We start from the raw sequence: 14,420 nt of genomic DNA on the forward strand, positions 1-14,420 counted from the left end.
TAGTGCATTGTTCAATCTTGCTGCGCATGGCGAACCATCTCTTCTGCAACGGGCGATTGCAATTCAGGCGAGGCTCGTCATGCCGCCCCGAACGCTTGCCGTGATAAATCGCACCGGCTGCGCCGACTCAAGGGCGATGGCCATGCGAATCCTTGGGTGGGGGAGAAAGAGTGCAAACTGCCAATCGGAGACGCGGATTCCGTCGGGAGCCTGGAAATTAATCGTTACCGGATTTTCAAGATCGAAGGCGGCGGTGTCAAGATGATCGGAGATTCCGCATCCAAGTGCCTTGAAAAAAGCTTCCTTCAGCGTCCATAGCTGAAAGAAGCGATCGCGACGTTCCTCCGCAGGCAGCCTGTTGAGCGAAGCTGCCTCCGAGGGGCTGAAGTGATGCTCGACGATATCTTTCACCTCGACTTCGCGATCGAGCCATTCGACATCGATGCCGATACGGACTGGAGCGACCGCACAGGCGACGAACCCTCTGGTGTGGGAGAGGCTGAACTCCATCGGGCTGCCTAGCGAGTGGTTTCTGCTGATGGAGGGCTTGCCGAAAGAGTTCGTCTCGAACCGCCAGGCGTCCGGTGCGTACGCGGGTTGGTACTGGGAGAGAGCTTCACGGAGCAGGCTGTGCGCGATGACGTAGTCGCGGCGGTCTTCCGCGCGCAGAAATCGGCCGGCCCGGGCGGCCTCTTCCGGGGATAGGGTGAGGTTGTCGCCTGCGATGTCGTGGTGGTGCGCAGTCTCCTGGTACCAGAGAGGTACGTCCATGGGTGCGGAGCGGGGAGAGACGCATTCGGTTCGGCGCTGAGGGTTCACGGATAGCTAGATTGTCATGGCTGGACGACGGAGGGCAATGGCTGGTTTGCAGGACGGTGAGTGCTGCTTCGAAGAGTTGGGAATGGATCGATGGCTTTTAGGTAAATATCGAATTTTCTTTTTGTACACGAATCGGTGCCGGAGCTATAGTGATCGCCAGATACCTAGGGCAGGAGAGTTGTATGCCAACAGCACCATCTGGGTTCCCCTCGGGAATTCCCATCTCACAGCAAAATTTTGTCAATTGGGACACGACCATCAACGTAAAATCCCTTTGGACATGTGTGCCGGCGACCGCGGACGACGTGGTCACGGTGTGTAACTGGGCTGCAGCCAATGGCTACACGGTGCGGCCCGCGGGCATCAAGCACAACTGGTCTCCGCTCGCGGTAGTTGAGGGAACGTCGCCGGGTGCGTCCATCCTCATCGTGGATACGACGGTAAACCTTACCTCGGTCGTGAGCGTCACGGCGGCCTCCGGAAGCGCACCGGCACAGGTCAAAGTTCAGACCGGATGCACGATGGACAACCTGATGCTGGCCCTGCAGAACGCCCCCGGCGGGACGGGCACCATTGGCTTCAGCTTCCCGCACATCCCCGCTCCCGGACACATCACGATCGGCGGCGTGCTGGCCATCGATGCCCATGGCACAGCCGTCCCCTCACCGCTGGAAGACATGTCCTCCGGATATGGCAGCATGAGCAACCGCATTCTCGGGTTCACGGCGGTAGTGTCCAACGCCCAAGGGCAGTATGAGCTGCAAACATTTACCCGTGGCCAGGCAGATGGCAACGATACGATCTTTCTCACTCACCTGGGACGAGCTTTCCTGACCGACGTGACTCTCGAGGTTGTGCCGAACTTCTTTCTCCGCTGCCAGAGCGACATGTCCATCTCATGGAAAAAGCTGTTTGCCGCTCCCTCGAAGCCCGGAGACGTTCCGAAGAAGAGCATGCTGGACTTCCTCAACCAGACCGGCAGAGTGGAGGCGATCTGGTATCCGTTCTCGGAGTATCCGTGGCTGAAGGTATGGTCGTACTCTCCAACGCAGCCGGCAGGCTCCAGAGCGGTGACTTCCGCCTATAACTATCCGTTTTCCGACAGCTACCCGGACTGGATCACGGCCCTGTTCAAGTGGATCCTCGGTGTTCCGCTAGACTCGTCCGCGGTGGTCGAAGAGTTCCGGCAGTGGTTGTTGACGTTGGGCTCCTCCGCCAATCTCACTTCGGAGAAGAGCATTCCATGGCTGAGGCTGATAGCGGAAGGGTGGAAGATTCTCGAAGGCATCATCCAGGCTCTGCAGACAGGCATCGGACCGCAGCTAACGCCGCTTATGGGGCAGTTGATGCAACTGATCACTCAGGTCGGGCTTCTGCTTGGCGATTCCACGGACCTATGGGGACCATCGGCCGATACGATGATCTACATCAAAGACTCCACGCTGCGGGTTACCGCGAATGGCTACGCCATCAGCATGAAGAAAGCGAATGTACAGCAGGCGATCAGCGAGTTCGCGAATACATTTACCAGCCTCCTGGAGAAGTATCAGAAGAACAATCAGTTCCCGATAAACTCTCCGCTCGAGATTCGTATTACCGGCCTGGACGATCCCGCAGCGATTGGAGTAACTGGGGCAAAGAGTCCCGCCATCTCCGCGTTGAATTATGACGCGGAAGCCACGGCGAACGGCTGGGACTGTGCGCTCTGGCTAGACGTGCTGGACCTGCCGGGCACAGAGTACTCCAACGATTTCTACGTGGACCTGGAGACGGCCCTGATGTCCAACCCATGGTTTACCGGAGTGAACGGCCGCATTCGTCCTGAATGGTCGAAGGGCTGGGCTTACACAGTGGCAGGCGGTGCTTGGACGGACCAGGCGATCATTCTTCAGTTCCAGTCGACGTTCTCCGGCTGGGCCAATGAGATTAGCGGGCTGAATTCGTTCGACACGAAGAACATCTTTTCGAATACCTTCCTCGCCAGTCTCATGACGACGGAGATAGCGGAGCAGATGCTTGCTTCCAGCTGAAGCGGAGCCACAATGCCCCAACCCTCGTGCAGAGGGTGGGGCATTCATCTGTTCGCGAAACTACCAGCTGCCGATGATGGGGTAGTTGTGCGCTAAAGGCTTTTCGGGCATGACTTCTTCCATCACGTCGGAGTAGCCTGCCTCCTGGCCGACGAGATTGGGTTGGAAACAGTAGCAGTTGAAGCGCTGCTGCAGGGTCGTGTTGTTGCGGTCGACGATGGCGGGCGGGTTTTCGTTGAGGGCGATGAACTCGTCGAAGAGCGTAGAGCGGACGCTGTAGGCGTGTGCTGTCAGCGCTTCCACGCCACGGACGATGCGCGGAGAGATTGCAACAGGCTCCGTGAGGTGATAACTGCCCAGAAAGAGCATGTGCCAGTCTTCCGGAAGTTCCGCCAGGTACTCGGGGAACAGGTCGTTGAGGGCGGGGTCGAAGATCACATCATCTTCAAAGATGAGGACGTTTTCGCGGCCCTCGATCCTCGCCTGTTTTACGGCTGCGAGATGACTCATCGTGCAAGCGAAGTCCTGAGGGCGGAGATAGCTGAGATGAGTTGGAATCACGGCCGTCTGAGCATCGATGGCGGAGATGCGCTCGACGTTGGTGATCTGTTGTTCGGCAAACTTCTGCTGCACGGTTCGCCAGCGTTCCGGTCGCCGATCGAGGTTGATGCAGAACTTCCTCTCGAAAAAGGTATCAATCGTGACGGGCATGAGTTGTGCTTTCCAAAATCGTGTTGACGTGTGAACTCAGAACAGAGACATGGGGAGGAAGCAGCATCGTGAGGTGGTTGCCGGGCAGATCGATCACTTCGACCGGCGTGCGGGAGAAGGCGGACCAACCCCATGCGGGATCAGCGCGGAGAGCGGCTACTTCAGCGGAGGGAGCATAATCCTCCGCGCCGGACTCCGTGGCACGGAAGAGAGTAATCGGCACCGGAAGTGGTTGTGCTTCCGGCTGGTAAATCGCGCGAAAGTTGCTCTGGTAGACGCGGAGATACGCGCGCAGCCGTCTTGTATCGGCACCGGCGAACCACTTGCCTTGCCGGGCTATGCGGTTCAAGACCAGTGTGAGTCTTTCCTCTTCGTTGAGATCTGCGAAGTCCTGCTGCGAGAGGTTGAGGTCCGTATTCAGGAAGGCGCCGATCTCGTGGGCGATAGCGAGGAGCCAATCGATCTCCGTCCAGGATTGCCAATAGGCGTCGCTGACCGCCGCCGGCGCTGTGGAATCGAGCACCGCGAGCCACTGGACGGTGTTCCCCCGCGCGTTCAACTGACGGGCCAGTTCGAGAGCGACCGACGAGCCGAAGGAGTGGCCGGCGAGGGCGCAGGGTCCATCGCCAAGGATGGGGAGGATATTGGCGAGATGATGGGCGGCAATCGCTTCGACCGTATTCAGGGGTTCCGAAGCGCCGTCCAGGCCTGGAGTTTCAAGGCCATAGATGGCCGGGCCGGCGGTCAGCCGCTGAGCGAGAGCGCTGAAGTAGATGACGTTGCCGCCCGCGCCTGGAAGCAGAAACAGAGGGATACCGGAATGACCGGGGCGTATCTCCACGATGCCGTTATTGGAGACCGCAGAGGAATCGCGCAGGGTGGCCGCGAGTTGTTCCACGGTGGGATTTCGAAAGAGCTGTGCAATCGGCAGGCGACGATGGAAGACTCGCTCGATTCGGCTCATGAGCCCCACTGCAAGGATGGAGTGGCCGCCGAGGTCGAAGTAGTCGTCGGTGATACCAATGCCAGGTCTTTCCAGGGCCTCCTCCCAGATCGCGAGCAGCGTGGCCTCCACCTTGTCTCGCGGAGCAGTCCTCTCGCCGGCGGGTGCGGGAGCCGTCCGACGCGTGGCGATCTGGACCGGGGCAGGCTCGTTCATCGCGATCAAGTCAGCGCAGGAGCTTTCGGGATGAGAGAGGTAACGCTGAAGCACCTGCGAGATATCAGCAAAGATGCGATCGACCGCGCCGGGCTGCAGACGCTGCGGATCCGAGGCGATGCGGATGCTGAGCTGCTGGCCGGGGGCGATGGTGATGGTCAGCGGATAGTTTGTCTGGTCAAAAGAACGCACGTCGCCGAGGATGAGCCCGGATTGGTCGATACCTGTCGGAGCGGCGATGGGATAGTTCTCGAAGACGAAGAGGCTCTCAAAGAGAGGGGAGCCCTTCGGCAGGCCGCTCCACCGCTGCAGATCGACCAGAGAGACGGCTGCGTGCCGGTCCATGGCGATCTGCTCTGCCTGGAGGGCATCGAGATGGCCGCGGAAGGAGGCAGCGCCGTCGATACGGATGCGCACCGGCAGCGTATTGATGAAGAGGCCCACCATCTCTTCCACGCCTTCGAGCTGTGGCGGCCTTCCCGATACGGTGACGCCGAAGACGACGTCCTGAAGTCCTGAAGAGGCGCTGAGAAGCAGGGCCCATGTGCCGCGCAGCAGCGTGTTCAGCGTGAGGTGCTGCGTGCGGAGCTTCGCGGTGAGAGCGGAGGTAAAGTCTGCGCCCAGTACAAGCGTCTGCTCCTGCAGATCGGAGGTCGCGGAGGAAGAGGCGCTGCTTCCCGGCAGCGGTGTCGTCTGCTGCAGTCCGTGCAGATGCTGTCGCCACCAACTCTCGTGGGCGCTCTCCTGTTGTAGCGAGAGCCATTCGATATAGATGCGATAAGGAGTAGGGGCGGGGCGATCCGGAGGAGTGTTATTGCTTGCGAGGGCGATGTAGTCTTCGAAGACCTCGCGGAAGAGAATAGCGGTGCTCCATCCATCCATGAGGATGTGATGGGAGGTCCAGCAGAAGGTCCATCCCGTTGCAGTCCGTTGGATCAGCTGGCAGCGGAACAGAGGAGCGGTCTGCAGATCGAGGCCGCGCTCGCGGTCCTGAAGCAGGAAGTCTTCGAAACGCTTCTGCTGTTCGACGGTCTCGAAGAGGGTCCAGTCGAATGTCTTCCAAGGAAGCTCTGCCTCCCTGGCAACGACCTGAAGCGCGTTACGAAGGCCGTCCCACACGAAGCTGGTGCGCAGAATGTCATGCCGCTCCATTGCGCGTCTCCACGCAAGTCGCAGGGCTTCCGGATTGAATGCGCCTTCGATAGGAAAGCTGAACTGCTGGCAGTATGCGGAGGGATCTCGATGGTAGAGGGAGTGGAAGAGCATCCCCTGCTGCAAGGGTGAGAGATCGTAGCTGTCGCTGATGGCGCGCGAGCCCTGGAGCTGGATGGGTGGTTCGCTGAGAGCGATGAGCTGTTGTTGGAAGCTGCCAGCAAGCGCTTCGATCTCGGACGGCTGATGGAGGCGGCTGCTGTAAAGCCACTCGACCTGCAGCCGGTTGTTACTGACGGCCGAGATGATCTCAAAGAGATGCGAGCGCCGTGCCTGAGCAGAACGGAGTGGAGCAACCACTTCAGAGGCGGGCTTCCATTCACCGGCCCGCTGCAGCGCGGTATCGAGCTGCCCGTGATAGTTGAAGAGGATCGGTGAGTGTGGGGCGTCGCGGAAGGAATCAGGCGCGACGATGTAGCGAAGAATCGGGTAGTGAAATCCTTCCTCTGGAATACGGCGTAGCTGGTCGCGAATCGAGGCCACCGCATCGTTGATCGAGGCAGAAGGCGCAACGTTGAGCGATACGGGATAGATCGTCGTGAACCAGCCTACGGCGCGGGAAAGATCTTTCTGTGAGTCGGACTCATGACGTCCATGACCTTCAAGATCGAGCGTGATGTGGGAGTGGCCTGTGGTGCTGGCGATTCCTTGTGCTAATGCGGCAACCAGAAGCTCCTGGATGCGCGCGCTATATGTGCGCGGCGCCTGTCGCAGCAGCGCTGCCGTGGTGGCTTCGTCGAGCTGGAAGGAGAAGGACGCCGAATCCGCGACGAGATTTTCGCCCTGAGCTGGAAAGAGAGCGCAGGAAGGAATCTCCTGCCAGAAGGAGATCTCGTCTGCTAGAGCGGGCGAAGCGGCGAGCTCGCGCAGATGGAGAGACCATTCGCGGAAGGAGGTGGTGGGAGACGGAAGCGGTTGATGGTGATAGGCACAGTAGAGGTCTTCGAGAAGAATGCGCCAGGACACGCCATCGACTGCAAGATGGTGGATCGTGAGGAAGAGGCGGGAGGGCCTGCCGTCTGAGAATACAAAAAGACGCGCTGCCAGCAGCGGGCCTTTAACGATATCGATGCCGGCTTCGGCAGCCTGGGTGAGTAGCTCCATCTCGTCGAGCATGGAGAGTGTGTGGGCTTCGAAGCCGGGCCGCTCTGTTGCGGCAGGAATTACCTGTTGCCAGCCGTCAGTGGCACGGTGGAAGCGCAACCGGAGCGCCGGATGATGTTCGCAGAGTTGCAGCAGGGCCGTGGACAGTCTTTCACCATCGGTATCCGCAGGCACCTCCAATAGGACTGCCTGCGTGAAGAGAGAGGGCTCGGGGAGTTCCTGCTGAAAAAACCATGACTGTATGGGAGTGAGCGGCGTGGGGCCAGTTGGTTCGACGACGGAGAGAGCTGCGGCAGGGCCGGCTGTGGCCGCTGCGAGTTCGGCGATGGTCTGATGCTGAAAGAGCTGCCGCGCTGTGATGTGCAGGCCAGCCTGATTGGCGCGGGCGACCACCTGAAGGCTGAGGATGGAGTCTCCGCCGAGCTCGAAGAAGTTGGCGTTGACGTCAACGGTAGGGAGCTGAAGAACATCGCACCAGATAGAAGCCAGGACCTTCTCGCGGGGGGTCGAGGGAGGCTGGGCCTGGGTCGGACTATCCGAGGCAGCGGAGGGCTCGGGAAGGGCCTTTCGGTTGATCTTGCCGTTGGGGAGCAGCGGCAGGACTTCGAGGAGAACAAATGTCGACGGCACCATGTAGCCGGGGAGAATGCCTTTGAGGAAGGCCCGCAGCTCCTCTGCAAAGGAGGGCCTCGCATCGGTGGCGATGTAGGCGATCAGGCGCGCGCTGGAAGCTTCCGTCTTCGCGACGACGACACAGTCGCGGACCTGGGGGTGCGTGCGAAGGGTTTCCTCGATCTCCCCAAGCTCGATGCGGAAGCCGCGGACCTTGACCTGGTGATCGAGCCGGCCGAGGAACTCGATGACGCCGTCGCTGGTGAATCGAGCGAGATCTCCTGTGCGGTAAAGCCGCGCCTCCGGGTCGTTACCGAGCTGGTCGGGGATGAACTTGGCCGCAGTAAGCTCGGGAGCGCCGAAGTATCCCTGACCGACGGGAGTTCCCCCGATGAGCAGTTCCCCGGGCACGCCGATGGGCGCGGGCTGCAGGGCTTTGTCGACGATGTAGATCTGTGCGTTCGCGATCGGCCGGCCAATGGGTACGGTGCGCCGGGTGTCTTCGGGGCGGCACTGCCAGAACGTAACGTCGATGGCCGCTTCTGTAGGGCCATAAAGGTTATGCAACTCCGCGGAGAGAATACTGAAGAATTTTTGCTGCAGGTCGAGAGGCAACGCCTCTCCGCTGCAGATGACACGCTTCAGCGAGGTGCAGCGGCCAGCCTCCGGTTCTTCCAGAAAGGCGCGCAGCATGGATGGAACAAAGTGAAGGGTAGTAATCCGCGCGGTGCCGATGAGATCGACGAGGTAGTCGCTCTCCCGGTGGCCGCCGGGCTTCGCAAAGACGATGCTGGCCCCGGTGAGGAGCGGCCAGAAGAACTCCCACACCGACACATCGAAGCTGAAGGGTGTCTTCTGGAGGACGACGTCCTGGGGTGTGAGGCGATAGGCATCTTGCATCCAGAGCAGACGGTTGGTCAGCGCGCGGTGAGAGTTGAGGGATCCCTTGGGATGTCCGGTTGAGCCGGACGTGTAGATCATGTAGGCGGTATGGTCCGGGCCCACACCGGGCGATGGATTTTCTACAAAGGCGAAATCCGGAGGCTCCGGTGACAGAACGATGAGCCGCGCTGCGGAGGGCGGCAGTGCAGGCGCGATGTGTTGTTGCGTCAGCAACAACCCAACCTGGGAGTTCTGGAGCATGAAGCTCAGCCGCTCGTTCGGATACTCGGGGTCGATGGGAACATAGGCCCCGCCTGCCTTCAGGATCGCGAGGAGAGCGACGATCATCTCGAGGGAGCGCTCCATCGAGACGCCGACCAGTGTCCCCGGGGTGACTCCAAGGTCAAGAAGCTGCCGCGCCACCTTGTTGCTTCGGAGATTCAGCCCGCCGTAGGTGAGAGAGCTGCTTTCGATGGTGGCAGCCATGGCGTGCGGGTTCTCTCTCGCATGCTGCTCGAAGAGAGTGTGGACAGGGGTGTCGGGGTACTCGATCTGCGTCTGGTTCCAGGTATGTGTGACCAGGCGGCGCTCTTCTGGTGAGAGTAGCGGCAACGTGCCGATCGGCGTATTCGGGTCTGCTGCAATACCTTCGAGCAGAATGCTGAGGTGGCCGGCCATGAGCTCAATGGTGGAGCGGTCGAAGAGGGCCGTGTTGAACTCGAGCGTCCCTTCGATATGGCCGCCGCTATCCTGCATGTACAGCGTGAGGTCGAACTTTGCGGTCTGTGTGCCGAGCGGGATGGAGGATACAGTGAGGCCGGGGATCGCAGCGGCGGCTGCCGGCTCGGTCTCATAGGCGAACATGACCTGGAAGACGGGAGTGCGACTGAGGTTTCGCTCAGGTTGCAACGCATCGACGATCTGCTCGAAGGGAACCTGCTGGCGGGCGTAGCCTTCTAGAGCGACCTGCTTGACCTTTGCAAGGAGATCGCGAAAGACTGGGTTTCCTTCAAGGCTGATGCGGAACGCCACGGTGTTGACGAAGAATCCGATGAGCGGTTCGGATTCCGGCGCCGTGCGGTTCGCTACGGGTGAACCGATAACGATGTCCTTCTGGCTGCTGTAGCGCGAGAGCAGCAGCGCATACGCCGACAGCAGCAGCATGAACGGCGTCGCGCCGCTTTCCTGCGCGAGCGATCGCAGCGGTTGCATTACTTCGGAATCGATACGGAAGGTGACGGCGTCACCGGCGAACGTCTGGATGTGCGGCCGGGGATGATCGGCAGGAAGCTCGATCTGATCGGGAGCTCCCTGGAGCGCAGCTTTCTGCTCTTCAAGTTGCTGCCGTATCGTCGGAGACTGAAGCTGTTCGCGCTGCCAGAGCGCATAGTCGGCGTATTGGATGGAGGGCTCGGGAAGCTGGGCACCCTGATACAGGCTCGTGAGCTCGCGGACAAGGATGCCGGATGACCATGCGTCCGAGATGATGTGGTGCATGGCCAGGCCGAGGATATGAAGGTCTAACCGGACCCGGTAGAGGACCGCGCGGAAGAGTGGACCGGTGGCAAGGTCGAACGGCGGCTCTGCGAGGACTTGGATCTGCGCGGCAGCTTCATCCTCAGAAGAGGCTTCTAGAAGGGAGAGGCTGATTGGAGCGTGCGGCTCTATGTGCTGCGATGGAAGGCCGTTGAGTCCCGGAAAGGTGGTGCGCAGGATCTCATGCCGCCGCACGACCTCCGAGAGGGCGGCCTCAATGCGTTCGTGCAGGAGCGCGCCTTCGATGCGGATGGCACTGGAGAGATTGTAGGCCGCCGTTTCTTCAAGCTGAGAGAGAAACCAGAGCCTCTGCTGCGAGAACGAGAGCGGCAGAGGACCGGTGCGCGGTGCCGATGGGATGACACGCGTCACCGGCGCGGCTGTCTTCTGTGCGGAGTCGACGAGGTTGGAGATGGCTTCAATCGTTTGCAGGTCGAAGATGTCATCGATCGCGATCTCAAAGCTGAATGCGCTCCAGATGCGTGAGACGATCTGCACGGAAAGCAGAGAGTCGCCACCAAGCTCAAAGAACTTGTCATCGAGCGAGATGGCGGGGGTATCAAAGGTCTCGCGCCAAATACCGAGCAGGATCTCCTGAGTGGCCGTTGCTTCAACACGGGGCCTCTCAATAGCTCCAGGCTGGAACGCGTGCAGCGCGGCCCGGTCGATCTTTCCGTTGGCGTTGAGAGGAAGGGCCTCAAGGACGTGGATCTCGGAGGGGACCATATACTCGGGCAGAATCTCCGCAAGCCACTCGCGAAGCGTCTGATCGGAAGGATCGGAGAGGAGCTTGACGAATGCGATGAGCCTACCGGTCCCGTGTGGATCGCCGCGAAGCACAACGGCAGCCGCGCTGACTTGAGGATGGCCGGCGAGGACGCTTTCAATCTCACCGAGCTCGACGCGGTAGCCGCGAATCTTCACCTGAGAGTCTGTCCGGCCGAAGCACTGTATCTGGCCATCCGGAAGCCAGCGACCGATATCTCCGGTGCGATAGAGGCGATCCCGATCTGGCGACGAACTCTCGATGAACCTGGCAGCCGTAATGTCGGGGCGGTTGTGATAGCCGCGGGCGAGGCCATCTCCCCCAATGTAGATCTCCCCTCTCGTTCCCAGAGGCACAAGGTTGCCGTCCTCATCGAGAATCGCCGCGCGCGTATTCGTGATGGGACGTCCGATGAGGACGGTCGTTGCGTCGCCTTCAACGCGCCAGACGATACAGCCGACCGTGGCTTCGGTCGGACCGTATTCGTTATAGATGTCGATGCTCGGGTTGATATTGCGAAGGACGGCGATGTGGTGCGGCGTGAGTTCTTCACCGCCCACGATGATCTTGCGGATGGTGGACGGAGCAACATCCATAAACTCAAGCAGGCTCACATGCGAAGGCGTGAGCTTGAGCGTATCGACGTCGCTGCCTGGTTCGAACGCATGTTCGAGGATGGACCGAATGTTCTGCGACTGCGGATAGATGCGGAGGGACCTTCCGCGCACCAGCGGACAAAAGATGTTGGTGAGTGTGAAGTCGAAGCTGAGAGAGCTGTAGAGTCCGAAGCTGCCGGTTTCCGGCTTGTCGGTGAAGTAGTAGTCGCACGCCCATTGTATGTAGTGGGAGAGATTGCGATGCTCGAGTAGGACTCCCTTGGGTTGACCTGTGGAGCCGGAGGTGTAGATGACGTAGGCGAGGTGATGCGGTGCGATGGTCGGAGGGTGATGGTCAGGCTCCGGTTGCCAGCCGGGGAGCTCCTGGTCGAGGAAGAGGATCTGGCCTGTGAAATCGAACCAGCGAGCCATCTTATCGGATTGCGTTAGCAGGAGCGGTAGAGCGGTGTCGTTGAGGATGTCGCGGATGCGGCTTGCCGGATAGGTGCTGTCGATGGGCACGAAGGCCCCACCCGCCTTCAGGATGCCGAGGACGGCTACGATCATGGACTCGGAGCGATCGAACATGACCCCAACCATCGACTCGACGCCGATGGAATACTGCTCGCGGAGACGGCGGGCGAGCGCGTTCGCTTTCCCATTAAGCTGGGCGTAGGTGATCACCCGATCACCTAGCAGAAGCGCTGGATGATCGGGGGTGCGAGCGGCCTGGGCTTCAAACAGCTCGATGACCGTGTCTGAGCTTTTCGTGAGAACTGGGCCTTTGCTGAAGGTGGAGAGATGTTCCCGGTCGTATGCGGAGAATTCCTTGAAGCTCTTGAGCGGCTGGTCGAAGCCCTCGAAGTGCGTCAGGATACCTGCCAGGCCGCCTGCAATGCTCTCGACGACGAAGTCTTCAAAGGGCTCGGAGAAAGCGATCTCGATCTCCCCGCGATCAAGCGCGGTATAGATGTGAAGAGTCGCGACTGTCTCGGGGGGGAAGGGGCCATGAATCCGGTCATCCTGCAGAGTGGCGAGAAATGGGGTCTTGCCGTTATGTTCGCCGAAAGAGCCGAGCGGGTTGTTGTAAGCCTCTTCGAGGAGAGTGCCGGTGCGCCCAAGGAACTCCCCCAGCGCTTCGCTGGGATCAATCTCGATGAAGAGAGTTACAAAACCGGCGGGAGCACCGGAGAGTGCCGGCATTTGAAAGAGAACCGCTGATGCGCGGAAGTGCTTCCAGAGAAGAAGCGCAAGGGCTGCTGCGACGACGGCAAACTCGCCAAGTTCGTCCTCGGCAATACGACCGAGCAAGGCTCGTGACGCAGCGGAGAGCTGAACGCTGCGAGCATTGGTCAGGTTGCTGGGGTCAGGGATCAGGAGAGGGCTGGCTGGCAATGCTCGGCTCCGTGAAGAGTTTCTTTCATGCAGAAGAGCCGCTCGGCCCTGATGCCTTTTCCGGCGCAGTACTCCAGCAGCTTGTTGGATTCGGTAATGGGCAGCGATTCGGCGGTGTACTTGAGGGCCATGATGTGGTTCAGCCAGGGTTCCTGGCCCATGGCGTAGACGTAGACTTCTTTGGGCTGGAAGAGATCGACGAGTTTCCTGGCGCGATCGAAGTTGCTGCCGGAGAGCGTGCGGGATCGGTCCTGGTCGCGCGGCAGAGGCTTATCCAGCAGCGGGCCATAGAGCCACGAGAGCGGGGCGCCGTCGCACTCCATGCCGAGGAACAGGACGTCGATATCGCCAGTCTGGCGATGGACGTGCCGGTAAATCTCGATGTCCACCGCGCAGGAGTCCGCAGCGAAGATGGTGGACCAGCCATCGACCGAGATGTGATGGCAGAGCTTGGTGCGGATATCCAGGTCGGCGTGTTCGCCGAGGAAGGGAAGCGCGGTGAGCAGGCCACCGTGGTGAAGCGGCAGAGATTCCATCTCCTCCAGTTCGAGGACGCTGTTGAATCCAAGCGCCTGTAATGTGAGCTTGAGGCTGGGATCTTGCAACTGCCCATTGCCGTTGCGAGGCACGATGATGGTGCCGATCATATGACGGAGTTGCAGCAGCGTCTCGATCAGGACGTGGTCCTGATGGTTGTGGGTGATGACGACGTAGTCGATGTTAGGAGGAAGGTCCTCATACGTGTACCGCGAGTTGGCGCCACGGTAGGGGAAGCTGACCACGGGATCGGACAGGATGCTGATGCCTCCTGTCTCCAGCAGAAGGCACGCGTGGCCAAAGTAACGGATGCGGGCGCCTTCGCCGTCGTAGCGGCGGCGCTGCGGCGGAGCTTCCTCGGTGAAGAAGTTGTGGAAGATCTGCTCCTGGCTCGGCGGGATGTGGAGATTGCGAGCAATTTCGTGAACCCGGCCAGGCTCATAGCGCGTACGGAAGAGGCTGTCGAGCTCCGGCGAATCGAACGGCATGCGGATGATGACCGAGGAGGCGTCTCCGAGCCGCGGCGTACTGAGCACGAAGGGACGGTCGTCATTCTGGGTTGCGTGAAGATGCAGGCTTTGCGCGCTGCGATCGTAGTAGCGGCTTCGATACAGCAGGGACTCGAAGAAGCGGAACCCAGGGTTGCTCCGCAGGTCATAGTACAGCTCGACGTAACCGCGCAGAGGGGCGGGGATGCGTTCGTACAGGTTGTCGAGGGATGCTCCCTTCGCTTCACTCTGAAGCATCAGGCTGAGCTCATGTACGGCTGCTGCAAACTCCAGCATATGTCTCTGCTCGTCACGGGTCTGCTCGATGAGCTGCCGGACCTCGGGGCTGCGGTCGGTGTCGTAATCGACGAAGGGTCCTCCGAGCATTCGGGGATTCTTCACGGCCGCTGCGTGCACGTGAGGAGCCTGGATATAGGACTGCATGATCTTCAGGTGGCGGCCTGCGATGTTCATCGCGCAGGTTGCGGGCGAGATCAAGTGAGGCCAGGCATACCAGCCGGAGACGAGCGGTTCGGCGACGATGTCTCCGCGCAGATAGAGGTGTTTGTCCAT

At 60.3% G+C, this 14,420-nt stretch carries 5 protein-coding genes; 1 reads left to right on the top strand and 4 read right to left on the bottom strand.

The window, feature by feature from the left end; all coding sequences use genetic code 11:
• Window positions 1-63: 63 nt before the first annotated feature.
• Entirely contained in the window at window positions 64-771 is a 708-nt protein-coding gene (locus AC5S26_RS19470; RefSeq protein WP_494186586.1) for a 4'-phosphopantetheinyl transferase family protein, read from the bottom strand.
• 230 nt (window positions 772-1,001) lie between these two features.
• Here AC5S26_RS19470 and AC5S26_RS19475 point away from each other — a divergent pair, with 230 nt between their 5' ends.
• Window positions 1,002-2,849, top strand: a complete 1,848-nt coding sequence (locus tag AC5S26_RS19475; RefSeq protein ID WP_494186587.1) for a cholesterol oxidase substrate-binding domain-containing protein — start codon at window positions 1,002-1,004, stop codon at window positions 2,847-2,849.
• A gap of 60 nt (window positions 2,850-2,909) precedes the next feature.
• Here the strand turns inward: AC5S26_RS19475 and AC5S26_RS19480 are convergent, their stop codons facing one another.
• Genes AC5S26_RS19480 through AC5S26_RS19490 form a run of 3 tightly spaced genes read right to left on the bottom strand, consistent with a single transcriptional unit; the run spans window position 2,910 to window position 14,420 of the window.
• Window positions 2,910-3,560 carry a glycosyltransferase family 25 protein gene (locus AC5S26_RS19480; protein ID WP_494186588.1) on the bottom strand — a complete coding sequence of 217 codons (651 nt, stop codon included), beginning with the start codon at window positions 3,558-3,560 and terminating at the stop codon, window positions 2,910-2,912.
• Window positions 3,544-12,822 (bottom strand): non-ribosomal peptide synthetase, encoded by a 9,279-nt coding sequence (locus AC5S26_RS19485; RefSeq protein ID WP_494186589.1) that lies wholly within the window; start codon window positions 12,820-12,822, stop codon window positions 3,544-3,546. The genes AC5S26_RS19480 and AC5S26_RS19485 overlap by 17 nt, the downstream gene beginning before the upstream one ends.
• A complete protein-coding gene (locus AC5S26_RS19490) occupies window positions 12,801-14,420 on the bottom strand; it encodes an MBL fold metallo-hydrolase (RefSeq protein WP_494186590.1) in 1,620 nt (539 codons plus the stop codon). Before AC5S26_RS19490 ends, AC5S26_RS19485 begins: the two co-directional genes overlap by 22 nt.

This window comes from Edaphobacter sp. FHG110511_03 (assembly GCF_059115365.1).